This is a genomic window from Thioclava sp. DLFJ4-1 (assembly GCF_002020145.1).
GTDB classification, from domain to species: domain Bacteria; phylum Pseudomonadota; class Alphaproteobacteria; order Rhodobacterales; family Rhodobacteraceae; genus Thioclava; species Thioclava sediminum.
Genome location: NZ_MPZT01000004.1, coordinates 345,925 through 369,003, shown reverse-complemented (window position 1 = coordinate 369,003; position 23,079 = coordinate 345,925). Strand labels below are relative to the sequence as shown.

Annotated in this window: 23 protein-coding genes; 9 read left to right on the top strand and 14 right to left on the bottom strand. The window is 66.3% G+C overall.

Going from position 1 to position 23,079, the window contains the following annotated elements:
- Genes BMI85_RS14705 through BMI85_RS14690 form a run of 4 tightly spaced genes read right to left on the bottom strand, consistent with a single transcriptional unit; the run spans window position 1 to window position 3,504 of the window.
- Window positions 1–1,035, bottom strand: a complete 1,035-nt coding sequence (locus BMI85_RS14705) for a Gfo/Idh/MocA family oxidoreductase (RefSeq protein ID WP_078601805.1) — start codon at window positions 1,033–1,035, stop codon at window positions 1–3.
- On the bottom strand, window positions 1,035–1,319 hold the full coding sequence (locus tag BMI85_RS14700) for a YciI family protein (protein WP_078522957.1): 285 nt from the start codon (window positions 1,317–1,319) through the stop codon (window positions 1,035–1,037). The genes BMI85_RS14705 and BMI85_RS14700 overlap by 1 nt, the downstream gene beginning before the upstream one ends.
- Before the next feature lie 10 nt (window positions 1,320–1,329).
- Window positions 1,330–2,403, bottom strand: coding sequence for an SDR family oxidoreductase (locus BMI85_RS14695; RefSeq protein WP_078601804.1), 1,074 nt, complete (start codon window positions 2,401–2,403; stop codon window positions 1,330–1,332).
- 33 nt (window positions 2,404–2,436) lie between these two features.
- Window positions 2,437–3,504, bottom strand: coding sequence for a 2,3-butanediol dehydrogenase (locus BMI85_RS14690; RefSeq protein WP_078547546.1), 1,068 nt, complete (start codon window positions 3,502–3,504; stop codon window positions 2,437–2,439).
- A gap of 204 nt (window positions 3,505–3,708) precedes the next feature.
- Here BMI85_RS14690 and BMI85_RS14685 point away from each other — a divergent pair, with 204 nt between their 5' ends.
- Together BMI85_RS14685 and BMI85_RS14680 are read left to right on the top strand one after the other, a co-directional pair.
- Window positions 3,709–4,629: an NAD(P)-dependent oxidoreductase gene (locus tag BMI85_RS14685; RefSeq protein ID WP_078601803.1), complete on the top strand. Its 921-nt coding sequence runs from the start codon at window positions 3,709–3,711 to the stop codon at window positions 4,627–4,629.
- Entirely contained in the window at window positions 4,602–6,368 is a 1,767-nt protein-coding gene (locus tag BMI85_RS14680) for an extracellular solute-binding protein (RefSeq protein WP_078542677.1), read from the top strand. The genes BMI85_RS14685 and BMI85_RS14680 overlap by 28 nt, the downstream gene beginning before the upstream one ends.
- Before the next feature lie 484 nt (window positions 6,369–6,852).
- Here the strand turns inward: BMI85_RS14680 and BMI85_RS14675 are convergent, their stop codons facing one another.
- From BMI85_RS14675 to BMI85_RS14645, 7 genes are all read right to left on the bottom strand, one after another.
- Window positions 6,853–8,472 (bottom strand): Na/Pi symporter, encoded by a 1,620-nt coding sequence (locus tag BMI85_RS14675; RefSeq protein ID WP_078601802.1) that lies wholly within the window; start codon window positions 8,470–8,472, stop codon window positions 6,853–6,855.
- 151 nt (window positions 8,473–8,623) lie between these two features.
- On the bottom strand, window positions 8,624–9,460 hold the full coding sequence (locus BMI85_RS14670) for a TonB family protein (RefSeq protein WP_078601801.1): 837 nt from the start codon (window positions 9,458–9,460) through the stop codon (window positions 8,624–8,626).
- Window positions 9,457–9,843 (bottom strand): biopolymer transporter ExbD, encoded by a 387-nt coding sequence (locus tag BMI85_RS14665; protein WP_078601800.1) that lies wholly within the window; start codon window positions 9,841–9,843, stop codon window positions 9,457–9,459. The genes BMI85_RS14670 and BMI85_RS14665 overlap by 4 nt, the downstream gene beginning before the upstream one ends.
- The gene (locus tag BMI85_RS14660) at window positions 9,840–10,214 is read right to left on the bottom strand and encodes a biopolymer transporter ExbD (protein ID WP_246832569.1); all 375 of its coding nucleotides are present in this window, start codon (window positions 10,212–10,214) and stop codon (window positions 9,840–9,842) included. Before BMI85_RS14660 ends, BMI85_RS14665 begins: the two co-directional genes overlap by 4 nt.
- A 1-nt stretch (window position 10,215) precedes the next feature.
- The gene (locus tag BMI85_RS14655) at window positions 10,216–10,896 is read right to left on the bottom strand and encodes a MotA/TolQ/ExbB proton channel family protein (protein ID WP_078601799.1); all 681 of its coding nucleotides are present in this window, start codon (window positions 10,894–10,896) and stop codon (window positions 10,216–10,218) included.
- A complete protein-coding gene (locus tag BMI85_RS14650) occupies window positions 10,893–11,306 on the bottom strand; it encodes a hypothetical protein (RefSeq protein WP_078601798.1) in 414 nt (137 codons plus the stop codon). Before BMI85_RS14650 ends, BMI85_RS14655 begins: the two co-directional genes overlap by 4 nt.
- On the bottom strand, window positions 11,300–13,399 hold the full coding sequence (locus BMI85_RS14645) for a TonB-dependent receptor (protein WP_078601797.1): 2,100 nt from the start codon (window positions 13,397–13,399) through the stop codon (window positions 11,300–11,302). The genes BMI85_RS14650 and BMI85_RS14645 overlap by 7 nt, the downstream gene beginning before the upstream one ends.
- A 208-nt stretch (window positions 13,400–13,607) precedes the next feature.
- On the opposite strand from BMI85_RS14645, the gene BMI85_RS14640 reads away from it, so the two are divergent.
- The 6 genes from BMI85_RS14640 (at window position 13,608) to BMI85_RS14615 (ending at window position 18,736) form a co-directional block, all read left to right on the top strand.
- Window positions 13,608–14,651: a ChuX/HutX family heme-like substrate-binding protein gene (locus BMI85_RS14640; protein WP_143595090.1), complete on the top strand. Its 1,044-nt coding sequence runs from the start codon at window positions 13,608–13,610 to the stop codon at window positions 14,649–14,651.
- Window positions 14,648–15,487, top strand: coding sequence for a hemin ABC transporter substrate-binding protein (locus tag BMI85_RS14635; protein WP_078601796.1), 840 nt, complete (start codon window positions 14,648–14,650; stop codon window positions 15,485–15,487). The genes BMI85_RS14640 and BMI85_RS14635 overlap by 4 nt, the downstream gene beginning before the upstream one ends.
- 37 nt (window positions 15,488–15,524) lie before the next feature.
- Window positions 15,525–16,553 carry an iron ABC transporter permease gene (locus tag BMI85_RS14630; RefSeq protein ID WP_246832572.1) on the top strand — a complete coding sequence of 343 codons (1,029 nt, stop codon included), beginning with the start codon at window positions 15,525–15,527 and terminating at the stop codon, window positions 16,551–16,553.
- A gap of 2 nt (window positions 16,554–16,555) precedes the next feature.
- The gene (locus BMI85_RS14625; protein WP_078601794.1) at window positions 16,556–17,335 is read left to right on the top strand and encodes a heme ABC transporter ATP-binding protein; all 780 of its coding nucleotides are present in this window, start codon (window positions 16,556–16,558) and stop codon (window positions 17,333–17,335) included.
- A gap of 122 nt (window positions 17,336–17,457) precedes the next feature.
- The gene (locus BMI85_RS14620; protein ID WP_078522970.1) at window positions 17,458–17,793 is read left to right on the top strand and encodes a DUF1992 domain-containing protein; all 336 of its coding nucleotides are present in this window, start codon (window positions 17,458–17,460) and stop codon (window positions 17,791–17,793) included.
- 70 nt (window positions 17,794–17,863) lie between these two features.
- Complete coding sequence (locus BMI85_RS14615; protein ID WP_246832568.1) at window positions 17,864–18,736, top strand: CPBP family intramembrane glutamic endopeptidase; 873 nt, start codon at window positions 17,864–17,866, stop codon at window positions 18,734–18,736.
- A 17-nt stretch (window positions 18,737–18,753) separates the two neighbouring features.
- Here BMI85_RS14615 and BMI85_RS14610 read toward each other — a convergent pair whose 3' ends face one another.
- Window positions 18,754–19,581: a DUF6544 family protein gene (locus tag BMI85_RS14610; RefSeq protein WP_078601792.1), complete on the bottom strand. Its 828-nt coding sequence runs from the start codon at window positions 19,579–19,581 to the stop codon at window positions 18,754–18,756.
- A 350-nt stretch (window positions 19,582–19,931) separates the two neighbouring features.
- On the opposite strand from BMI85_RS14610, the gene BMI85_RS14605 reads away from it, so the two are divergent.
- A complete protein-coding gene (locus BMI85_RS14605) occupies window positions 19,932–20,684 on the top strand; it encodes an SDR family oxidoreductase (protein ID WP_078601791.1) in 753 nt (250 codons plus the stop codon).
- Between the two features lie 16 nt (window positions 20,685–20,700).
- Here BMI85_RS14605 and BMI85_RS14600 read toward each other — a convergent pair whose 3' ends face one another.
- Both BMI85_RS14600 and BMI85_RS14595 read right to left on the bottom strand, forming a co-directional pair.
- Entirely contained in the window at window positions 20,701–21,441 is a 741-nt protein-coding gene (locus tag BMI85_RS14600) for a sulfite exporter TauE/SafE family protein (RefSeq protein WP_078542767.1), read from the bottom strand.
- Window positions 21,442–21,471: 30 nt separating this feature from the next.
- Window positions 21,472–22,977, bottom strand: coding sequence for a PLP-dependent aminotransferase family protein (locus tag BMI85_RS14595; RefSeq protein WP_078601790.1), 1,506 nt, complete (start codon window positions 22,975–22,977; stop codon window positions 21,472–21,474).
- Between the last annotated feature and the right edge of the window lie 102 nt (window positions 22,978–23,079).

The following is a 23,079-nucleotide window of genomic DNA, read 5'->3' as shown; positions in this document are numbered from 1 at the left end:
TCAGGCTCCAACTTTCGCTGCGGCGGGTTGCGCCACGCGTTCGATTTGACCGCTGCGGGAGGAGGCGAAGACCGCCTCGAGCAGCGCGATATTGTCGACCAGATGATCGGCGGTGATCGGGTAGGTTTCCTGTCCGCGCACGGCGCGGGCGAAACTCACCAGGTTGTCCTTCACGGGCTCGGCCTTGCCGATCTCGACGGTCTCGATCGGCCCGCCAGCCATGGCCGAGGTGACGATCCAGCCATCCGGCGCCTCGACATGCGCCTTGTCGCGGATGTCGATCCAGCCTTTCGAGCCATAGACCGTGAAGCGGGACATGAACGGGTTCGACAGAGAAGCCGACACGTAGGAGGTCCCTCCCCCGGCGAATTTCACATAGGCCGCGACCGTGTCGCCCTGCGGCAGTTCCGAAGACAGCTGCTCGCAGATGCACAGCACGCTTTCCGCGCGGCCCAGAAGGCGGACCGACAGATCGAGCAGGTGAATGCCCGTCGCGGTCATGCCGCCTGCGGGTGCTTCGCTCGCCTGAACGCGCCAGTTGCTCGGGTCCATGCCGACGAACTTGTCGTGGCTGAAATTGGCCTCGATCTGCTGGATACGGCCCAGCTCTCCTGCATCGGCCTTCGCCAGCATCTCGGCGATCGGCGGCTCCCAGCGGCGCTCATGGCCCATGCCGAGAACCAACCCAGCTTCGGCGCAAAGCGCGACCGACCGCGCGGCCTCTTCGGCGGTGAGCGCGAGCGGCTTTTCGCAGAAGACATGTTTGCCTGCCGCGACGGCCTTGGCGATCTGATCCGTGTGCAGCGAGTGCGGCGTCGCCAGCACGACGGCCTCGACCTCGGGATCGTTCAGCGCATCGGCGTAATCCGCGCTGAGCGTCACGCTCTTCTCGGCGCAGAGATCGCGCACCGCATCCATATTCGGCTCCACCGCGCGGACGACCGTGATGTCGTCGGGGGCGCTCGACAGAACGGCGAGCATCTTCTGCCCCCACCATCCCATGCCCACGAGGGCGATTTTGACCGGCCCCGACATCAGCGGTTGTCCACGCGCTTGGAGAACGGACGGATCGAGACGGACTTCCACAGACCGACCTTCGCGAAGGGGTCGTTGCGGTTGAACTCTTCGACCTCTGCGAGGCTGTCGGCCTCCAGCACGAAGCAGCTGCCGATCATGGTTTCCTCGTCATCGGCCAGAAGCGGGCCCGAGATCACCGTCTTCACCGGCGCCTGAGCCAGATAGGCTTTGTGGTCCTCGTAATTGGCCAGCCGCTTGTCGACGGCACCGTCATGGTCGAGGCAATGGATCACGTAATGCATCTCAGTCTCCTCACTTCGCCGGAATGATCTTGCGCTCGCGCAGCTCTTCGAAGACGTCGAAGAAGCTGTCGGGCGTGCTCTGATAAGCGTCGAAGCCCAGCTTCCGGCTGTTGGTCATGTCGGTGAAGCATTCCAGCTCGCGGCCGAGATCGGCGTCGCTGTGCCACCACGAGGCGAGCTTGGTCAGAGGGATATCCTGCAGCCCATATCGAGCCACCATCTCCGACCAGATTGCGGGCGCATCCGCCATCTGCTCTTCGAGCGGCGTCGTGTGACCGGGGTATTCTGCGACCTCGAGGCCGAAATACTCGGCGATCCGCGCCCAGAGCCAAGTCCAGCGGAAGACATCGCCATTTGCGGTATTGAAGGGTGTGTTCGCAGCTTCCGGCGTCGTCGCGGCCCAGTAGAACTGTTTGGCGAGGATGCGCGCATCGGTCACATCGGTGACCGCGTTATATTGCTCGGGCGAACCGGGATAGAGGAACGGCTTGCCGGTGTGCTTGCAGATCGAGGCATAGACCGCGAGCGTGACCGCCATGTTCATGTAATTTCCGACCGTGAAGCCGATCATCGTGTGCGGGCGGTGCACCGACCAGGTGAAGCCGTATTTCTCGGCCATCTCCAGCAGCACATCTTCCTGCGCGTAGTAGAAGTTCGGCCCCGGCAGACGCGGGCTCGATTCGAGGAAGGGCGTGTAGGGCGTGACCTTGGCGTAATCGTCGAACGAACCGAGGTAATGCTTGAGCCCCGTCACCAGCGCTCCGTGTTTGATCGGCGCGCCTGCGATCCCCTCGAAGAGGTTGCGCACCATCATCCCATTCACGCGGACGTTCTCTTCCTCGTTGGCCTGACGCGACCAGGTGCAATAGAACACATGCGTCACGTCCTTGGCCGCAGCCAGCGCGGCCTTGCTGGCTTCCGCATCGGTCAGGTCTGCGGCAATGTGCCGGTCGGACCACTCGAGATCGACATCGCTGCGCGACACCGTCACGACCGTCCAGCCGTGAGATTTCAATTCGCGCGCGGTGTAGCTGCCCGAGAGGCCGGTCGCCCCGACAATCAACGCAATATTCTGTTCAGCCATGGGTTTTCGCCCCTTTCTTGCAGTTCCGTTTCGTCAGGTGGTGACGAGAATTTTCAGATGTTCCCCGGCAGGATCGAGAAGCGCCTCGAAGCCCTTGTCGACGACATCTTCCGCCGCGATCCGCGAGGTGATGACTTTCTCGATCGGAAAATTGCCCGAGGCGACCATGCGGCCGATCCGGGGCCAGATTTGCGTCGGGTAGCACCAGGTCGCTTCGACCGAGATGTCCTTGAGCGCCCAGAGCATCGCGTCGATGCTGGCGGGTTTCATGTGCAGACCCACCTGCACGACCTTGCCCTGGCGGCGCACCGCTTCGGCGCAGGCGTTGAGCGAGGCTTCGAGCCCGACACATTCAAGCGCGACGTCGACGCCGACGCCCTCTTCGGTCAGATCGCCGACGACGGTCGGCAGCTCGCCGCTGCGCGGGTCGACGACATGCGCATAGGGCGCGATTTCCGAGATGATCCGGCGACGGTTCGGGTTCGGCTCCGACACGATGATCGTGCTCGCACCCGCCGCACGGGCCGACAGCACCGTCAGCGCACCGATCGGACCGGCGCCCGAGACAAGAACGGTCGAGCCCGCCTCGACGCCGCCGCGATCCACGCCGTAAAGCGCCACCGCAGCCGGCTCGATCATCGCGGCCTGATCATCCGTCAGCCCCTCGGGCACGGATTGCGCGTTGTAATCCTTGATGACGGCCTTCTCGCCCATGCCGCCCCAAGCCCAGCTCAGGCCGATGCAGCCCAGTTGCGGCGAGAGGTGATAGAGACCGCGCTTGCCATAGTAGTCATTGCGCGGCGCCACGAGCGGCTGAACCGAGATACGCTCGCCCACCGTGACATTGCTGACCTCGTCGCCCACTGCGAGAACCTTGGCGGAGAATTCATGGCCAAGAATCTGCGGGTTGGACGCGCCGGTATAGATATGCGGTTCGGACGGGGTGACGATCGGCCCCGCGATATATTCGTGAAGATCGGTGCCACAGATGCCGGTCACGATCGGCGCGACCAGAACGTCATCCGGCGCCAGTTTGCTCGACGGTTCTTCGACATCCTCGACGCGGATGTCCTTCGCTCCGTGAAAACGAACAGCTTTCAAAGCTTTTCCTCCCTTTCCAAGTCTCGCGATCCTCTGGGTCTGCCGGGATCACCCCGACATCGAGATCGCCATTTGGCTGCGACGATTCGTAACAAACCAATCCGGCCATCACTGCAGAAAAATTTCCGCTTCGGATAAATTACATCCATCACCACCATTTTGGCGACGTAATGTCGGCCCAGTACAGAAGTGGGAGATATCAGCATGAGCCAGACCCAAGTGGCAGACACGGATCAGATCGATACGCAACAGACGCTTGGCTGGATCGGCGTGGGCAAAATGGGCGGCCCCATGGCGCGCAACCTCGTAGAGAGCGGCGCGAAACTCGTCGTGTCCGATCCGGCGAAGGAGAGCCGTGATCGCCTGACCGCTGTGGGCGCATCCGAGGCCACGTCTATCTCGGACTTCGCTAATGCGGGTATCGTCTTCTCGACGCTGCCGAACGATCAGGCTTTGCTGGATGTCGTCGGCAATGACGAAGACCTCGGCCTCGCAACCACCTTGCCCGCGGGCGCGACGCTGGTCGAGATGAGCACAGTCTCCCCCGAATGCTCCGAAAGCGTTGCGAAGGTTCTCGCAGCGAAGAAAATCAACTATGTCAGAGCGCCGCTTTCCGGCAGCACAGACATGGCGGCGAGTGCCGCGCTCACCGTGCTCGCCTCGGGAGACCGCGCGGGCTGGGACGAAGCGCTCCCCTACATCCGCAAACTCTCTGCACGGCAATTTTTCCTCGGAAACGGAGAAGAAGCGCGCTACATGAAGCTCGTTTTGAACACTCTGGTCGGCGCCTCTTCCGCGGTGCTCTCCGAAGCCTTGGCGATCGGCGCCAGCGGCGGCCTGACCCGAGCCGATATGATGGATGTAATTTGCGAAAGCGCAGTGGCCTCGCCGCTGTTCAAATATAAGCAGAAGCCGGTCGTCGAAGATGACTTCACGCCCGCTTTCACAGTGTCTCAGATGATCAAGGATTTCACGCTCATCAGCGAAGCCGCCCGACGCAACAGCGTGCCGCTGATGACAACCGGCCTGATCCTCGAGCTTTATAGAAGCGCCTCGAACGCGGGCATGCAGGACGAAGATTTCTTCGCATTGGTGAAATGGCAGGAAAAGTTGTCGACAAGATGAAATTGGCGGAGCAGCATTCGGAGGCCATGCAACCTCAGGATGCTGAACTCACGAGTCACGAGTTGTCCCGGATCGTCGATTTCCTCCGGCAGCTTCGTGCGCCCTTCGACGCGAACATGCCCGGCGGCAAGCCGGACGTGTATTTCAACATCACGCTCGAACTGGTCGACGCGCATCTGCGTGTGAGTCCGATCGACAAGTCGGGCCTGATCAGCCTCGCCGATGTGCCCTACAGCACCGGCAACCGCATGATCCTGAAGATGATCGAGGATGGCCTGATCCGGCAGGTGCCGCGCGGCAACGGCCTGAAGACGCATTTCCTCGAACCTTCCGACACCCTGCTCAACACTTTCATGGACTACGCCACCTACGTGAAGGGGCATCTGGCGAAGACCTTCGGTTTGCGGCGCGGGATGGAGACCAGCGAATACTATTTCGGTGGCAGCTATTTCGCCTCGCAGATCATCTCCCCCGTGCGCGGCGAGGACATCTCCTCGATCAACCTTGGCGATATCAAGTTCCTGCTGAACGACGACAACTACTTCATCGCCATGCGCAACATGTGGTCGGATTTCCGCAACGATTTCGGCAAGCGCAGCAGCTTCGATCTTCAGCGTCTGCCAGACCTTTATGCCAACACGCGGCGCACCCTTTCGGAAATGTCGCCGCGCTATGACGTCGTCGCGATGAACATGCCGTGGCTTGGGGAATTCGCGGAGCGTGGGGAGCTCGCCCCGCTGGACGATCTCATCTCGGATGCCGCGATCAACGCGTTGGATTTCCATCCCTCGGTCTGGGGGACCGGCAACTGGAAGGGGACGCAATACGGCATCCCGCTCTATTGCACGATCGAGATTCTCGCGGCCCGCAAGGATCTGTTCGAGAGCCGCGGCCTCGCCTATCCAAAGACCTTCGACGAGACGATCGCCGCCGCGCGGGAATTCCATAACCCGCAGGACGACTTCTACGGCATCGCGTGGAACGGTCAGCGTGGCATGCCGATCGCGAACTCCTTCATGTTCTTCCTCGCAGCCTGCCGGACTACGGTCATCGACATGCCGCTGCGCAATCAGGAGAGCTGGAGCTTCGACACGTTCGAGAAGCTGAAGCTTCAGATCGATACCGAGGATGCGCTCGAAGTGATCGAATACATGAAGCAGCTCGTCGAGGTTTCTCCCCCCGACATCGCGACGATGGATTGGGAGCGGCGGATCCACTACTTCATGTCGGGTCAGACCGCGCTTGCCTATTGCTGGACGATGCGCGCGGCGCGCTTCGAGCATGAGCTGAGCTCCCGCGTTGCCCGGCGTGTTGCCTATCTCCCCCCACCGTCGCGCCGGATGCGTCGCGTGTCGGCCCCTATCGGCGGCTTCCTTCTGACGATCCCCGCCTATGTCGAACCCGCGCGGCAGAAGCAGATTATCGACGCGATTGCTTGGATGGTCTCGCCCGAAGCGATGAAGGAGCACGTGAAGAACGGCTTCCCCGTGGCTCCGCGCTTCTCGGTCTGCGCCGACCCGGAGGCGCTGGCCTCCTCGCCCATCGTCAGCATGGTCGACCGGATGGCGCGCAAGAACGAGCTGGTGACCTGGGCGCGCCCGCCGGTGCCGGAATTCAACCTGATCGAACGCACGCTCGGGGAAGAAATCCACGACATCGTCTTCAACGGGAAATCGCCCCAACGCGGCCTGAGAGACGCGGAGAACCGAATTCTCGACGCCGTCCGATCCGCGGGCTGAGACTGCTTCCCGCTGGCTGGCCCCTCGCGCTCGGGGGTAACGCTTGGCTGAGCAGCCCCGGGTCATTTAACCGGCCGAGACTGGCGCCCGGGCAGCGTTCACGCCGGGCGGTGCAGGTTGAAGCAATCGCCCGACATGCGGCATCGAGACGGCGATCCTGATGCTCTTCCCGGAATTTGTGAAGGTGCTCCTCTCCCCTCGTGGAGCGCGAGCCTGCGCTTCGTCACGTCGATTACTGGGTTTCTACCTATTCGACCTGGCTGACTGCAGCGGAGAAAGCGCGGGACCACGTGCTCGATCTGCATATGGCTATTCTCGACGAACGTTGTGGATCTAATTTTTGGATGGCAGGTCGACACGTCATCCACTTCGGGATGCCCCAAAGCCCCTAGACGGACCCTCCGTGGGTAATTGACGGGGGCACGGTGGGATGCGCGCGACCCATGCCGCATGAGCGGACGGCTCGGCCGGCTTACGGATATCATCAGGCGAGCTCGGCGACAGGCGGCGGCGCGGCCTCGGGGGCGGAGACGGCCTCATGGTCCAGATTGCTGCGCACCTCGCGCTCATATTCCCCGACGCGTTGGACGTTGTGCATGATCCGCGTGAACCAGCGCATCGCATCGGTCGCCTGAAACGTCTCCTGCATCGTATAAAGCCCGACATGCTCGCCCAGCAGAAGCCCGCGCCGGTGCCGCGCGAAGCGATGGGCGACCGGATCGGCCATCAGCCCCATCCGCGCCCCGATCTGCGGCAGATCGAGCGGACGTTCGGGCGACAGGCAGGCGGCGAACCATTGCGCGGGCCGCGGCGTGATCTTGCCGCGCAGCAGGATCGCGATATAGCCGCGATGTTCGGCCTGCTCCACCAGCCGCATCAGATGGTCGGCCTGATGCATGAGGGCCGCAAAGGCGGCGGCCTCGGTGGGCTTGTCGCGCGGGACCGAAATCTGCGCCATGTAATCCTTCAGCTCATCGAGCGCGATCCCGACCCGCGGGCCCAGTGCCGACATCCGCCGCAGATCGCGCGCAGGGCCGATGGCCAGCGAATAGGCCGAGAAGACCTCGCGCGCGGCCCAGATCACCATCGCATGGGCCGATTGCATCGCCGCGCCCTCGTCGCTCAGCAGGTGGCGGTCCAACTCGGGCGGTGCGCGCCCGCCCAGATCGGGGCGCAGCTTCGCGACGAGCGTCGCGAATTGGCGTGTGACGGGCAGAAAGACCAGCGTCCCCAGCAGGTTGAAGCCGGTGTGAAACAGCACCAGCGCGGTATCCACACCGGTGCGCGCGGCCAGCGCTTCCAGAGGCCCCGCGATTAGCTGCAGCAGCGGAAAGGCGATCACCATCGTCCCGCAATTGAACAGCAGGTTCGCGATTGCGGTCTGCTGCATCGCCCGCGATCCCCCGAAGGCGGCGATCAGGGCGGTGAAGGTCGTGCCGAGGTTCATCCCGATCACCGCTGCCGCCGCCTGTATCAGCGGCAGCGCGCCGTTGCTGACCAGCACCAGAACCACCGCGATGGCCGCCGAGGAGGATTGCATCACCACCGTGACCCCCAGCCCCAGCGCCGCCATCGCGAGCAAGCCGCCCACTCCGGTACCGGGGATGCGCTCCACCGTGATCCAGTCCGCGGCCCCCGACATGCCCTGCTGCATCATGTCGAGCCCGATGAAGAGCAGGCAGAACCCCGCAAGCACGCGCCCGATGCGCGCCGCCCGGCCATGCGAGAGAAACAGCGTCAAGCTCGCGAAGAACAAAAGCCCCATCGCTACCGCGCCCAGCTTTAGCTTGAAGCCGACCAGCGACACGATCCAGCCGGTGACGGTGGTGCCGATATTGGCGCCGTAGATCACGCCGAGCGCCTGCGTGAAGCTCAGAAGCCCCGCGCCGACGAAGCCGACCGTCATCACCGTGGTCGCTGAGGAAGACTGGATCACTGCCGTCGTGACCAAACCGCTCGCGACGCCTTTGAGCGGCGTGGTGGTGAACCGTGCCAGCAGGCGGCGCAGGTTCGCGCCTGCCGCTTCGCGCAGCGCCTCGGTCATTATCTTCATGCCGAGCAGGAACAACCCGATTCCGCCCAGTGCCGACAGTGTCTCCGACATGGTTTTCCACCCTTCGTCGTCGAGAATGCGACCACGCGATACGGAATTCAAGCGCTGGCAAGAACGCCGTGCAAAGCTCTGTTTTACCGGATGAATCCGGTTCTGCCTGACCTGTGCGAGTTGCCTTCCGGGTCGTTTGAGGGTCGGAGCCTTAACCGCGGGCGACGAATTCGAAGGAGAACTTCATTCCCGGCTTCGGAGGCGGCGGGAACGGCGCGGCCCGGCGGACATGGTCGAGCGCCGCCGCGTCGAGGCCCGAGGAGCCGGAGCCGCGCAGGATGCGCACCGTACTCAGGCGCCCGTTTGCTGAGATCACGAAGCCGACCACGGCGCGCCCCCGGCCCTGCCCGCGTCGCTTCGGCGTGGACTGGATCTTGCGGATGACCGAGGCCGCGTATTGCCGGGGCGATTGACCGGACCGGGCCGCGCTGGGGGCCTTGGCGGGCTGGCCTTTATCGGCGGTGTTGCGCGCCTTGGCCACGCCTTGCGAGGTGCCGCGCCGGGCATCGCGGGCGGCATTTCCCGCGTTGCTTGGGGGTGTGGGCCTCGCTTCGCTGTGGGCCAGTTTGCTGGGCTTGGCGACCTGCTGCGGCGCGGGGCGTTCGGGGCGCGCCTCGGGGCGCTGGCTTTGCTGCGGGGCGAGCGCGCTCTCGGCGCGCAGAGTCTCGGGCGTGGGGGTGACGGCGGCGAGGCGGTCCGGCGCTGTGGGCGCGGACGGGCTTGCCGCATCTGGTGTGGTGGGCGTCTCCGGCTGCACCGGGCGCGTGACCTTGCGGGCAATCGGTTCGGCGCGCTCCGGCACAACCGGCGTCGCGCGTCCTGCCGCGAGATCGGCGAAATCATTGCCCAGAAGCGGGGCCTCCTGCGCGGCCTGCCCGCCTGCGGGCGGCAGGTCCGGTGCGGCGACAGGCGTCTGCGCCAGTCCCAGCGCGTGCAGCCCGGCCGAGACCGCAAGCGCCGCGCAGGCGATGAGCGCGCCCCGGGTCATGGCGCCTCTCCCCGTTCGGCCACGAGGCGGATGCCCTGCGCCCCGGCCGCGCTGAGATCGCGGGCCAGCGCCACGAGCGCGGGCGCGGGCGCCGCGCGATCGGGCAGGATACGGGCCACGCCGCCTGCCTCGGGCGGAAGCTGCGCGATGAAGGCGGACGCATCCGCGACGCCCTCGGGCCAGAGAATGTCGCCCTGCGCGCTCAGCGCCACCCGGCCCGGCTCGGGCGCGCGAGCGCCTTCCGGCAATGCGAGCAGTTGCAGGTCGGCGGGCGGGCGCGCGGCGAGCGTGCCGGCCACGAGAAAGAAGGCCAGCAGCAGGAAGACCACGTTGATCAGGGTCAGGATCGGCTCGCTCCGGCGGCGGGTGAAACGGGCGCTCATCCCAGCACCTCCGCTTGCAGCCCCGGCACCGCGCGCAGCCTCACCAGCAGATCGGCGAGCCGCTGGCTCGACGTGTCAGGATCGAGGCTGACCAGCAGGCGCGGCGGGGACTGTCCGAAATCGACTCGCAGGGCCGCCTCCAGCGCGCCCAAGTCCACCGCATTGCCGTTCAGGCTGATCCGCTCGGGTCCGAGCTTAAGGAAGGCCAGCTTGCTCTCGGGCGCAGCCGCGCCCCCTGCCCCGCGCGCCGCGATCGGCAGTTCGGTCATGCGTGAAAAGCTCGAGGCCAGCATGAAGAACATCAGCAGCAGGAAGATCACGTCGATCAGCGAGGTCATCGACAGGCTGCGGCGGCGAAGCGGCTTGCGCATGTCATTCCCCGGCGGTTTGCACAGCGCGATTGAGTTCGGCCCGGGCAGGTGCGCCCTCGGGCAGCGCCGGGCCGCAGAGCGCCTCGATCATCAGCGCGGCAGTCTGGCTTTCGCGGGCGATGCGGCTCTCGACGAAGGAGAGAAACAGCGAGACCGGCATCGCGATCCCGAGGCCGAGCGCGGTGGTCAGAAGCGCCACCCAGATGCCGCCCGCAAGCTGCGCCGGATCGACCGAAGCGCCTGCGCTCTGCAAGGTCTGGAAGGCTTCGATCATCCCCAGAACCGTGCCGAACAGGCCCAGCAGCGGCGCAGTCTGCGCGATGGCGTCCAGCAGCCGCATCCCGGCCTCGCTGCGGGCGGCTTGGATTTCGGTCTCCGTCTGCAGGCGGGGCCGCAGCGCCTGCGGCTCAGACGCAGCCATCGCGCGGCGGGTCAGCTCGGCCAGAGGGCCACGGGCTTGCGCAAGGCTCTGGCGCGCCGCCCCGCGCTGGCCCGCCTGCCACAGGTCGAGCGCGGTCTCCAACCGCGCGTGAGCACCGATCCGCAAGCTCATCAGGTGCCAGAGCTTCCACAGCACCGCCGCCCCGGCGATCACTGAGACACATAGCAGCAGCGCCACGACCCAGCCGCCCAGCGCGACGAAATCGTTCAAACCCTGTTGGATTGCCGCAAGAGAGATCATCCCGTCACCTCCGTTCCGTCGACGCGCGAGCCGGTTTCCAGAGCGTCCGCGCAGGCCGCTTCGTCCCCGCCCTCGCAGGTCTCGACGCCATTGATCAGGATCTGGCCAAGCGCCTCGCAGCGCAGCCCGGCCAGATCGAATTGCCGCACGCGGGGCTTGCCCGCGGGCAAGTCGCGGAAATCGAGGAGCAACAACCGCTCGACCGCGCCCGCGCGGGTGAAGATCACCGCCTCCACCACCAGCGCGCCGAGATCGCGCCCCAGCCCGTTCTCGGCGAGAAAACTCAACCGGCAGGCGTCCTCGGCCTCGGTTGCCCCGGCCAGCGTCAAGCTGAGCCGGGGCGCGCCCTGCGCGGAAATGCCATGAGGGAGGCACGCGCAAAGCAGTGTCAGAAGCGCCGCCCTCACCATGTGAAGGCTTTCGCGACGGCGAGTTTCACGTTCCGGCCCGGCGCGTTGTCGAGCGAGAGGTTGTTGCGATACTCGCGGTCGAAGACGTTCTCGACCGTGAGGTTCACCTCGATCCCGGCGAGCCGTTCGGGTTTCCAGCTGACGAAGAGATCATGCGTGGCGTAGCCCGGCGCGGAGGTGGAGGCGGACGCCGTCTCGATCCCGCTGAAGCCCTGCACGCGCCAGCCCGCGCGCACACCCTGATCGGGGAATTTCGCCCCCAGCGTCAGCGCGATATTCTCGGCGGGCGTGTCGGTCAGGGTTTGGCCCGTCGCCTCGTCCTTGGATTTCACCTTTGAATAGGCGAGCTGGCCGAACCAGCGATCGGCCTCGTAAGACGCCTCGATCTCGCCGCCCCAGATTTTCGCGGAATCGACGTTGCGGAAATAGGGCACGCCGACCGAGCCGGAGGGGTTGGCCGCGATCAGATCGGTCAGATCGTTGTGGAACAGCGTGGCTTTCGCGGAAAGGCTGTCGCCCTCCGACAGCAGGCCCGAGGTCTGATAGGTCACGCCCAGCTCGACCGTGGTGGCTTTCTCCTTGTCGAGATTGAGGCTCGCGGTGCGACCCGCCGCCCCGATCCCGTCGGTCTGATAGAGCTCGTCCAACGTCGGCATCCGTTCGGTCCGCGCGAGCGAGCCGAAGACGCCCCAGGTGTCGTTGAACTGATAAAGCGCCGCGATCTTCGGCGAGACCGCCGTGCCGTCCTGATCGGTGCCGCCTTGCGCTGCCGCCGCCGCATCGGGCGAGAGCCACGCCCGGTCCACGCGCAGGCCCGGCGTGATCGTCAGCTTGTCGTTCCAGACGAATTCGCCCTGCACATAGAGGCCCAGCTTGTCCTCGGTGCCGCCGGGGTGGAAGGCGGGTTCGCCCACCGAGGAATTCGCGTAGCGGTTCTGATGCGAGAGCTGCGTGCCGAAGGTGAGGTAATTCTCCCACGCGCCGCGCGACATCTCTACGGTGTTCTCCAGCTTGAGCGCGGTGGTCTCGTAGCTCGCCGTATTCGGGCAGAGCACTGAGAAACGGCCCGGCGAACACATCATCCCGAGCGAGAAATTGTCGCGCTCCGTCGAGGTTTTCGAGTAGCTCAGCTGCGCTTCGAGATCGACCCACGGGTTGCCCACGCCTTCATTAGCGTAGGTCAGGCTGAGCGTGTCGTCGATCGCATGCAGATCCGAGGTGCCGAATGCCGAGGCGAGCGCCCCGCCGGTCTGCGCGACGGCCGCATCCTTCAGGTCGCTATCGGTGCGCGAGGCGGAAAACGTCAGGCGCTGATCGCGGTTCTCGCCGAAATAGTAGTTCGACTTCAGCAGCGCCGACCAGCGATCGCCTGCGGTGGCCGGGATCGTTTCGCCTGCACCGTCTTCCATGTCATCCGACGAGCCTTGCGAATAGCTGAACAGCATATCCGCATCCTCGCCCAGCTTCTGGGCATAGGTCAGCGTGCCGATCTTGCCGTCGCCATTGCTGTCATACGCGCCCTTGAGCCGCACCGCGCCGGTCTGCCCCTCGGGGATGAAATCGGTGGCGTCCTTGGTGGTGAAATTCACCACGCCGCCGATCGCGCCCGAGCCATACATCGTGGACGAGGCCGGGCCGCGCAGCACTTCGACGCGCTTGTAAAGCTCGGGATCGCCGAAGAAGGAACCGGTGCGATATTGCTCGAAGAATTTCACCGCGCCGTCGACGGTGATGATGATGCGGTTCTGGCTGCCGGTCTGCTCGGCATTGCCGATACCGCGGATGTTGAAGGCCTGCCCCAGCATCCGCGCCGAGGCGCCCGCCGCCTGCACGCCCGGCACGTCGGCAAAGAGATCGCCCATCGTGCGGGGCTGTTCCTCGTCGAGGTCCTGCTGGTCGATCACCGTCACCGCCTGCGGCGTGTCGATCGCCACTTTCGGCGTACCCCAGCCATAGATCAGGCGGCCCAGCATCGTGTAGCCGTCATCGGTCCCGCTTTCCTGTGCGAGTGCCGGACCTGCGGCGGCGATCAGCGCGAGGCTGGTAACTGTCGTGAAAAGCCGCATCCGCGCGGCGCGAGGCGTCGTAGCCATGAGTGTCCCCTTTGTGGTCTGCATGGGGCTGGCGTGACGCTGGCAGCGCAGAAACTGTCTTGATCTCGATGATGTGACCAGCTAGAGAATCCGACAAAACTAGTCAAGTATATTCCTGAGATATATTTGACCCCATCCGCGCCCAGCTCGAGGCTTCGCCCTCTCGCCAGATTCGCGCTCCTTGCGAAAACGACGAGAGGACTCCCCCATGCCCGCAGACGGCACCCTGCCCCAACAGCTTTCCCCCGAAGGTATCCGCGCGCTCCGCGCCGAACGCCCCGAGATGCGCGCGCGCGATTTCGCCTCGCAGCATGGCATCGCGGAGGCCGAACTGGTCGCCGCCCAGATCGGCACGACCGCCACCGCGATCGAAGCCCATCCCGATGCGATCATGCCGCGCCTGACCGCGCTTGGAGACGTGATGGCGCTGACCCGCAACGAGAGCTGCGTGATCGAACGGCGCGGCACTTACGAAGAGTATCACTCGGGCGCGCATGCGCAGATGGTGCTCGGCAAGGAGATCGACCTGCGTCTCTTCGCGCAGCACTGGGCCCATGCTTTCGCGCTGGAGGATGGTGAGAAACGCTCGATCCAGGTGTTCGACCGGGCGGGCGATGCGATCCACAAGGTGCATCTGAAACCCGAGAGCGACGTGGCGGCCTTCCACGCGCTCGTCGCGGCGCTGCGCCTGCCCGAACAGTCTGATCAGCTCGACCTTGCGCCGCGTGCGACGGTCGAGGCCGCGAAATCGCTGCCCGAGAAGGCCGAGACCCTGCGCGCGGAATGGGACAAGCTGACCGACACGCATCAGTTCCTGCGTCTGGTCTCGAAGCTTAAGATGAACCGGCTCGGCGCCTACCGGATCGCGGGCGCGCCCTATGCCACCGAGATGTCGCCCAGCGCGGTCGAGGCGTTGCTGACCCGCTGCGCCGCCGACCGGACGCCGCTGATGATCTTCGTCGGCAATGCGGGCTGCATCGAAATCCACGGCGGCACGATCGAGACGGTGAAGCCGATGGGCCCGTGGATCAACGTGCTCGACCTGCGCTTCAACCTGCATCTGCGCGGCGATCACATCGCTGAGGTCTGGCTGGTCGACAAGCCGACGAAGAACGGCCCCGCGCTCAGCCTTGAGGCCTTCGACAGGCACGGCGCGCTGATCACGCAGATCTTCGCCTCGCGCAAGGATGGCGGCGTCGAGGCGTTCAACGCGACGATCCGCGCATTGCCGCATCTGGAGGGTCAGGCATGAAGCGTCTTGCCCTGATCGCAGCCCTTCTCACCGCAGGCCCCGCACTGGCGGAGCCCGCCCGCGTGATCTCGCTCGGCGGGGCCGTGACCGAGATCGTCGTGGCCCTTGGCGCGGAGGATCGACTCGTCGCGCGCGACACCACCTCGCAATATCCCGAGCGCATCACCGAGCTGCCCGATGTGGGCTATGTCCGCGCGCTCTCGGCCGAGGGAGTGCTGGCGCTCGATCCCGACCTGATCCTCGCCGAAGCCACGGCAGGCCCGCCCGAAGCGGTCGAGACGCTGAAGGCGGCGGGCGTCGATTTCGTCGCGCTGCCGGGCGATCCGAGCGTGCAAGGCGTGCGCGAGAAGATCGCGGTGGTCGGCGCTGCGCTTGGTCGCGAGGAGGCAGCCGAACGGCTCACCGCCAGTTTCGACGCCGAAATGGACGCGGTGCGCAAATTGGCGGGCGCTGTCGCCACGCCGAAGCGGGTGCTCTTCGTGCTGTCTCTGCAGAATGGCCGCGTGATGGCGGGGGGCGAAGGCTCCTCGGCGGAGGCGATCATCGAGCTTGCGGGCGGGGTGAATGCCGCGACAGGGTTCGCCGGATACAAGCCCGTCACCGACGAGGCGATCCTTGCCGCCGATCCGGATGTGATCCTGACGATGGATCGCGAGGGCGAGATGGCGGTGACAAAGCGCGACATCCTCGCCCACCCCGCGCTGGGGCAGACCCGCGCGGCCCGAAGCGGCGCGCTGGTCGCGATGGACGGGATGCTGCTACTGGGCTTCGGGCCGCGCACGCCGCAGGCCGCGCAAGCTCTGCATGCAGCGCTTTATCCCGAGGCGGAGGGCTGAGGCGATGGCGATGACCTCCCTCGCCCTGCCCGACGCCATGCGCAGCCCCTGCGCGCCGCTGCGGCTCGGTCTGATCGCGCTGCTGGTGATCGCGGCGGCCCTGTCGCTCGGGACCGGGGCGGCGGGGGTCTCGCTGCCGCAGGTTCTGGGACAGTGGCTGACCGGCGCGGAGATCTCGACCCGCGACCGCGTCGTGCTGCTCGATATTAGGCTGCCGCGGCTGGTGATGGGGCTGATGGTCGGGGCGGCGCTCGCGGTGGCGGGCGCGGTGATGCAGGGGCTGTTTCGCAACCCGCTCGCCGATCCCGGCATCATCGGTGTCGGCGCAGGCGCGGGCTTCGGGGCCGTTGCGATGATCGTGCTGAGCGGCTTCCTCCCCGCCGCCATCGCCGCCTTTTTCGGCACATGGCTGGTGCCGGTCGCAGCCTTCGGCGGGGCCTGGAGTGCCACACTGCTGCTCTACCGGGTTGCGAGCCGGGGCGGTCAGGTCTCGATCGCGACGCTGCTTCTGGCCGGGATCGCGCTGGCCGCGCTGGCGGGCGCGCTCACCGGCATCCTGACCTACCTCGCCGATGACACGCAGCTGCGCGATCTGACCTTCTGGGGCATGGGGTCGCTGGCAAGCGCGAGCGACATGAAGCTGCTCGTGGGCGGGCTGCTGATCGGGCCCGCGCTGATCCTGACCCCGCGGCTTGCGCGCGGGCTAAACGCGCTGGCACTGGGCGAGGCAACGGCGGCGCATATGGGCCACGATATAGAGCGGCTCAAGCATCGCGCGGTGATCGGCGTCGCGGCGCTGGCGGGGGCGGCTGTCGCGATGGCGGGCGGGATCGGTTTCGTGGGCATCGTGGTGCCGCATCTGCTGCGCATCGCGGGCGGACCGGATCACAAGACGCTGCTGGTGGATGCGGCCCTCCTCGGCGCGGCGCTTCTCGTGCTCGCCGATCTGATCGCGCGGCTGGTGGTCGCGCCCGCGGAACTGCCCATCGGGATCGTCACCGCCATTCTGGGCGCGCCGGTCTTCCTGTGGATCCTGATCCGCCGTCAAGGACTGGGAGGCGTCTGAACATGCTCGAGATTTCTGATCTGCATGTCGCGCGAGGGCGTAGCGACGTGTTGCAGGGCCTCTCGCTGAGCGCCAAACCCGGCGCGGTGACGGTGATCCTCGGCCCGAACGGCTCGGGCAAATCCACGCTGGTGCAAGCGGCCTCCGGGGCGCTGCCCTATCGCGGGCGGATCACGCTGCAAGGTCATGAGATCGCGAAGACGCCCGCCTGGCGGCTGGCCGCGCTGCGCGCCGTGCTGGAGCAATCGAACAGCGTCGCCTTTCCCTTCACCGTGGCCGAGGTCGTGGGGATGGGGCTGCATGCCGGGATCGAGGCGGATCACCCCGAAATCGTGTCCGCCGCTTTGGCCGAGGTCGGGCTGAGCGATCTCGCCCATCGCGCGATCCAGTCGCTTTCGGGCGGCCAGCAGGCCCGCGCGCATCTGGCGCGGGTGCGGGCGCAGGTCTGGCAACCGGTCAGTCACGCGGGGCCGCGCTGGCTTCTGGTCGACGAGCCGGTCGCGAGCCTCGATATCGCGCATCAGCTCGAAGTGATGGCGATCCTGCGCCGCTTCGCCGATGCGGGCGGCGGCGTGGTCGCGGTGATGCATGACCTCAACCTCTCGGCGCAGCTGGCCGACGAGATGGTGCTGATGCGCGAAGGCCGGATCGAGGCGCATGGGCCGCCCGAGGCGGTGATGCGCGGGCCGGTCCTCAGTCGCACCTATGGATGCGAGTTGCAGGTGGGCGCGGCGGCCCCGGACGGGCTTTGGGTGCTGCCGCAATTCGCGCGACCGGCCTGAACCCGCGCGCCGTCTTTCACAGGGTTCGCACAGAACTCTGAGTGTTCGCATCGCTCTAAGCGCGCTATGCTCGCGGCAGTGCCGCGCTTCTCGCGCGGCGCCGGAACAGGCAGGACCGTCGCATGACCCAATCCTTGAACCGCCTCGTCGAGCGGCAAATCCAGAAGGCCCTCGCGGAGGGCCAGTTGAGCGGGCTTTCCGGCGAGGGCAAGCCGCTCCCGGATCGCTCGGGCGAGGCGTTCACCGATATGGCGACGGCCGTGGCGTCGCGCATCATGGCCGAAGCCGGCGCGCTGCCCGAGGAGTTCAAGCTCAAGAAGCTGCTGGAGGCCGCCAAAGAGAGCTACCGGGAGGCCGAGGGCGACGATGCCAAGCGCGTCGCGATGGCGCTGATCGCCGATCTGGAACAGCGCTACAACATCGCGGTGGAGGCGCGGCGGCGGTTCATGGCCCCTTAGCCTGACGCGGGTGTTCGAGGGTCGATCTGGTTGACCCAGAACAAGGAAATCCGCGCGAAAAGCGGCGACGGTGACGCGCTTCCTGACGTCACGCTCCAAGGCCAACCCAATGTCTGTCGCGCGCGAATACCGTACCCCGAAATCCACGGCGCGCGCCCTGCTCGCCTTCCTCGCGCTGACCTTCGCGATCACCTGGGGCGTGATCGGTAGCTACATCTTCTGGCCTGACGCCATGGCCGCGCGGTTCGGCCAGATCAGCGGTTCCCACCCGCTCTTCTTTCTGGCCACCTGGGCCCCGGCCATCGCGGCTTTCACGGTGGTCTTGGCCTCCGCCGGGATTGGCGGTTTGCGCAGGTTTCTGTCGCGGCTTCTGATCTGGCGCTGTCCCGAGCCGTGGTGGGGCTTCATCCTGCTCGTGATCCCGCTCGTCTTCATGGCGGGCTCGCTGATCAAGGGCGGCCCCCTGCTTGCGCCGATGCCGCCCGAGGGCGTGGGCGCGATGGTCAGCGTGATGTTCATGATGCTGCTTCTCGGCCCGATCGAAGAGTTCGGCTGGCGCGGCGTCGCGCAACCGCTGTTGCAGCGTCATCTGGCCCCATTCTGGGCGGGCGTGCTGATCGGCGCGATCTGGGGCGTCTGGCACTTGCCCGCCTTCTACCTCGCGGGGGTGGTTTTCGCGCAATGGAGCTTCCTGCCCTTCTTCATCGGCAATATCACCCTCGCGGTTCTGGTCACGCCGATCTTCAACGCGACGCGCGGCAGCCTTCTGTTGCCGATGCTGTTCCACTGGCAGCTCATCAACCCGTTCTGGCCGGATGCGCAGCCTTGGGACACATGGATTCTGGTGGGCGTCGCCGCGATCGTCGTCTGGTGGAAGCGTGACATGATGTTCACGCGTGAAGGCGCCGTGACGGAAGTGATCCCCGGTGAAGAGCGACCATGAAGCACGGGTAGGCGCAGTCACCTGGGAAAGCGGATCTCGGTGACATCGGCGATGTAGAACGGGAAATAGGCCTCCGTCTCGAAGTTGTTCCCCGCCTCCACATGGGTCGGCAAACGGAAGCCCTCGACCTCGCGAAACTCCGAGAGATAGCCGCCGAAGGGCTGAAGCCGGTGGCGCTTTTGCGGGTTCGCATTGCTCCAGCGCAGGAAGCGGACCTGCTCGGGGCGGCCATCCTCGGCGACGGTGAGGTCGACCGCCTGCTCCAGCCCGTTATGGCGCATCGTCATCCGGGCGATGTTCGTCGAGATCGGCTCCCACGTCACATTCGGGCCCGGCAGCACGGCGGCGGGCGTCCAGAACACCGCCTCGGCCACGTAGCGCCCGAAGGCGGAGCGTTTGTGATCCGCGCTACCGCCGAACCGGGCCACGGGGGCGAGCCCCGCGATCCAGAACCGGGTCCATTTGGCGCTGTCGGAGCCGCTGAGACGCATCCCGCCGGTCCCGCCCGACATCGCCCAGACGAAGCCTTGCGGCGCGGCGAGCACCTGCGTGGCGCGCATCGGCATGTAGCCGGGGGCGGATTTGTCGCCCATGCCGAACTGCCCCTGCATCTCCAGCCGGGCGACGGTGTAGAGCGGCGTTCCTTCCGCAATGGCGAAGGTGAAAAATCGGCGCGCGGGCTCGGGGAGATCGGCGACCATATCGGCGGAGAAGCGCGGCGGATCGGTGGGCTGAAATGCACTCAGGCGCGCCATCTCGGCCCCGTCTGCCCGCAGGTCGAGACGCCGCCTTGCGAACAGACCGAGCAGCCCGATAGCGACGATGGCCAGAACCCAAAGAGCCATGCGAGTTTGCTACCTTTCCATATCCGATCCGCGAGACGCCAATTGCGCGCCGTCCCGAACGTCAGGATAGCACAAAGACTCAACGCGCTTCGATCCGTTGGGCGCCCCCGCAGCCCGAGAACCGACCGCACCACGCGGATCATATAGTCGCAATCACGCGCCCGTGAAATTGCAGTTCCGCCCCCCTGCCCCTATCGTGCCGCGGCAAGCGGTGCGCGGGCGCGCAGGACTGGCCCCATGGGAAATCCCCGACTGGCCCTGTCGCACCGGCAGACCACGAAGACAGACTGGCCGCGACCGCCGCGCCGAGATGCGCGGCCCGACAGGCAGCAAGACAGGAAGGCCCCTTCATGACCAAAACCGCCCTCATCACCGGAGCCACCGCAGGGTTCGGCGACGCCATCGCCCGCCGTTTCGCCCATGAGGGCTGGAAGGTCATCGTGACCGGGCGCCGTCAGGAACGGCTCGACGCGCTGGTCGAGGCGCTCGGCGGTCCGGAGGTCGCGCATCCCCTGTGTTTCGACATCCGCGACGAGTCGGCGACGCGTGCAGCGCTCGACAGCCTGCCCGAAGGCTTCGCGCAGATCGACGCGCTGATCAACAATGCGGGCCTCGCGCGCGGCACCGCCCCTGCGCAGGACTGCGATCTGGATGACTGGCGCGCGATGATCGACACCAATATCACCGGGCTCGCAGTGATGACGCGGCTCACGCTGGATCGGCTGATTGCGCGCCGGGGGTTGATCGTGAACCTCGCCTCGATCGCGGCGAACTGGCCCTATCCGGGCGGCAATGTCTATGGCGGGACGAAAGCCTTCGTGCAGCAGTTCTCGCTCGGGCTGCGCTCGGACCTGTCGGGCACCGGCGTGCGCGTGACCTCGATCGAGCCGGGCCTGTCGGAGAGCGAATTCACCCTCGTGCGCACCGGGGGCGACAAGGCAGCCTATGACAAGCTCTATGCCGGGGCCGATCCGTTGCAGCCCGAGGATATCGCCGAGAGCATCTACTGGGTGGCTGCGCTTCCGCCGCATGTGAATATCAATTCGATCGAGATCATGCCGGTGAGCCAGAGCTGGGCGCCGTTCCAGATCCACCGCGACTGAAGTTACGCGGGGCCGATCACAGATAGACCGAGAGGCCCCGCCACCCTGCCAGCACCGCCGAGATCGCCATCACCCCGATCGCGATCTTGCGGTACTGCGCATGATCGAGCCGCGCGAAAGCCGCCGTGCCCGCCCAGGTGCCCAGCGCCATCGGCGGCACGGAAATCGCGGTGAGCCAGAGCACCTCTCCGTCAATCGCACCTGCGAGCCACAGCCCCGGCACCGCGATCACCGAAGCCACGAAGAAGAACAGCAGCAATGAGGCCCGCGTCTGCGCAGGCGGCGTACCTGCGCCGAGATAATAGACCACAGCCGGCGGCCCGGGCATCGCGGCCAGACCCGAAAACGCCCCCGAGGCCACACCCGCCAGCAGCGCCAGCCCCGAATGCGGCTGCGGGGCGGCGGGCTTGTAGCGCAGCAGCATCGCGAGCCCGCCCAGCACCAGCACTGCAATCGCCATCCGCGCTGCATCGGGGCTGAGCGCGCTGAGCGCCCAGATCCCCAGCGGCGTCCCGATCAGTGACCCCGCACAGAGCCGCAGCAGCGAGGGCCGATGCACCGCGCCGCGCAGCTTGACCAGATCGTGCAGCCCCACGACCACCTGCAACAGCACCGCCATCGCGACCGCCTCCAGAGGCGGGATGAACAGCGACAGGATCGGCACGGCGGCAATCGCGAAACCGAACCCCGCCATGCCGCGCAGCACCGCCGCATAGGCCACGGCGAGGATCACATAGAGGGTCGTGGCGTCGAACATCATCGGCTCCGTCAGGGTCGTTCCCTCGCCCTAGCTCGCCGCCTGCGCGCCCGATTGGTCCAGAGCGGCATTTTCGTTGGGGCCAGAGACGCCCTCTTGCGCCAGCCGCGCCGCGATCTCGCCCAAGAGGCGCATCCCCGGCACGATGGCTTCGGTCTGGATCAGCGACAGGCCGAGCCGGATGAAACGCCCCGCCTGTTCCGGGGCCACGAAAGGATCGCCATTTTCCAGCAAGATGCCCTCCGCCCCCGCCGCTGCGATCAGCTCGCGCCCGTTGACGCCCTCGGGCAGTTCCAGCCAGACAGATGAGCCGCCATGACACGGGTCGGGCGCGCGGAAGCCGGGCAGCAGATCGGGCAGATGCTCCATCACGCGATACCAACGGTCTGCATGGGCCGCGCGCAGCTTGCGCAGCAGCGACAGGTAATGCCCCTCGGCCAGAAAGATCGCCGCCGTGCGCTGGTTGTTGAGCGGGACCGAGCGATGTACCAGCCGCCGCAGCCAGCGCGCCTCTTTCACCAGCGGCTCGGGGGCCACCAGAAAGCCCAGGCGCACCCCCGGCGCGAGCGTCTTCGACAGCGTGCCGAGATAGATCACCCGCCCGTCCCGGTCGCGCGATTTCAGCGCCGGTTCGCGGGCGAAGGCGACCTCGCCCTCGTAGTCGTCCTCGATGATCAGGAAATCGTCCTGCGAAGCCCGCGCGAGGATCTCGTCGCGGCGCGGCCCCGGCATCATCACCATCGAGGGGCAATGCGCGCCGGGCGTCAGAAGTGCCAGATCGAGCCCCTGCCCCGAAGCGATCCGCGCACCTTTCTCGTCGATCGGCAGCGGCACGCTCTGCGCGCCGGACATCTCGAAGATGAAGCGCGAATCCGGGTAGCCCGGCATCTCGCAGCCCACGCGCTTGCCCGCCCCCGCCAGAAGCTGCGCGAGCAGGTAGAACCCCTCCTGCGCGCCGAGCGTAATCAGGATCTCCTCGGGCCGCGCATAGATGCCGCGCTCGGGCAGGATGCGGGTCCGGATCTGTTCGATCAGCATCGGATCGTCATCGACCGCGCGATCCGCCGCCCACCAGTCGAGCGAGGCCCGCCCCAATGTATCGCGCGAGGAATTGCGCCACGCGTTGAGCGGGAACAGCCGCGGATCGACCTGCCCGAAGATGAACGGATAGGGATAGTCCTGCCAGTTCAGCGGCTTGCGGATATGGTTGAGTTTCGATGGGGTGACGCCGATGCGGGCCTGCCAATCGACGACGGAAGCGCCTGCGACGCTCTGGCCCTTTCCCTGTCCGCGGGTGGCGACGAAGAGCCCGCGGCGCGGCTGCGCCTCGAGATAGCCGCGCGCGACCAACTCGTCATAGACTGCGGTGGCGGTGTTGCGCGCGATGCCCAGCTTCTCGGCCAGCGCGCGCGAGGACAGCACCTTCTGCCCCGGCGCCATCTTGCCCGCGTGAATCGCCGCGATCAGCGCCTGACGCAGCTGGCTTTGCAGCGGCTCGGGGCTGTTACGGTCGATGGAGACGGGCAAGCGATCCATGATCTGGCTCCTTTGAATTGCCCTCGCATCTGCGCTCTGGCCCCATCGAAGAGCAAGGTCGAGCGGTCCAGACGCCGCCCGATCTTCGGCAATCGCCCAATT

Excerpts from the sequence above, each read along its gene's own strand:
- BMI85_RS14705 (WP_078601805.1), bottom strand. The coding sequence starts at position 1,035 with ATGTCGGGGCCGGTCAAAATCGCCCTCGTGGGCATGGGATGGTGGGGG.
- BMI85_RS14700 (WP_078522957.1), bottom strand. The coding sequence starts at position 1,319 with ATGCATTACGTGATCCATTGCCTCGACCATGACGGTGCCGTCGACAAG.
- BMI85_RS14695 (WP_078601804.1), bottom strand. The coding sequence starts at position 2,403 with ATGGCTGAACAGAATATTGCGTTGATTGTCGGGGCGACCGGCCTCTCG.
- BMI85_RS14685 (WP_078601803.1), top strand. The coding sequence starts at position 3,709 with ATGAGCCAGACCCAAGTGGCAGACACGGATCAGATCGATACGCAACAG.
- BMI85_RS14680 (WP_078542677.1), top strand. The coding sequence starts at position 4,602 with ATGGCAGGAAAAGTTGTCGACAAGATGAAATTGGCGGAGCAGCATTCG.
- BMI85_RS14675 (WP_078601802.1), bottom strand. The coding sequence starts at position 8,472 with ATGTCGGAGACACTGTCGGCACTGGGCGGAATCGGGTTGTTCCTGCTC.
- BMI85_RS14670 (WP_078601801.1), bottom strand. The coding sequence starts at position 9,460 with ATGACCCGGGGCGCGCTCATCGCCTGCGCGGCGCTTGCGGTCTCGGCC.
- BMI85_RS14665 (WP_078601800.1), bottom strand. The coding sequence starts at position 9,843 with ATGAGCGCCCGTTTCACCCGCCGCCGGAGCGAGCCGATCCTGACCCTG.
- BMI85_RS14660 (WP_246832569.1), bottom strand. The coding sequence starts at position 10,214 with ATGCGCAAGCCGCTTCGCCGCCGCAGCCTGTCGATGACCTCGCTGATC.
- BMI85_RS14655 (WP_078601799.1), bottom strand. The coding sequence starts at position 10,896 with ATGATCTCTCTTGCGGCAATCCAACAGGGTTTGAACGATTTCGTCGCG.
- BMI85_RS14650 (WP_078601798.1), bottom strand. The coding sequence starts at position 11,306 with ATGGTGAGGGCGGCGCTTCTGACACTGCTTTGCGCGTGCCTCCCTCAT.
- BMI85_RS14645 (WP_078601797.1), bottom strand. The coding sequence starts at position 13,399 with ATGGCTACGACGCCTCGCGCCGCGCGGATGCGGCTTTTCACGACAGTT.
- BMI85_RS14640 (WP_143595090.1), top strand. The coding sequence starts at position 13,608 with ATGCCCGCAGACGGCACCCTGCCCCAACAGCTTTCCCCCGAAGGTATC.
- BMI85_RS14635 (WP_078601796.1), top strand. The coding sequence starts at position 14,648 with ATGAAGCGTCTTGCCCTGATCGCAGCCCTTCTCACCGCAGGCCCCGCA.
- BMI85_RS14630 (WP_246832572.1), top strand. The coding sequence starts at position 15,525 with ATGCGCAGCCCCTGCGCGCCGCTGCGGCTCGGTCTGATCGCGCTGCTG.
- BMI85_RS14625 (WP_078601794.1), top strand. The coding sequence starts at position 16,556 with ATGCTCGAGATTTCTGATCTGCATGTCGCGCGAGGGCGTAGCGACGTG.
- BMI85_RS14620 (WP_078522970.1), top strand. The coding sequence starts at position 17,458 with ATGACCCAATCCTTGAACCGCCTCGTCGAGCGGCAAATCCAGAAGGCC.
- BMI85_RS14610 (WP_078601792.1), bottom strand. The coding sequence starts at position 19,581 with ATGGCTCTTTGGGTTCTGGCCATCGTCGCTATCGGGCTGCTCGGTCTG.
- BMI85_RS14605 (WP_078601791.1), top strand. The coding sequence starts at position 19,932 with ATGACCAAAACCGCCCTCATCACCGGAGCCACCGCAGGGTTCGGCGAC.
- BMI85_RS14600 (WP_078542767.1), bottom strand. The coding sequence starts at position 21,441 with ATGTTCGACGCCACGACCCTCTATGTGATCCTCGCCGTGGCCTATGCG.
- BMI85_RS14595 (WP_078601790.1), bottom strand. The coding sequence starts at position 22,977 with ATGGATCGCTTGCCCGTCTCCATCGACCGTAACAGCCCCGAGCCGCTG.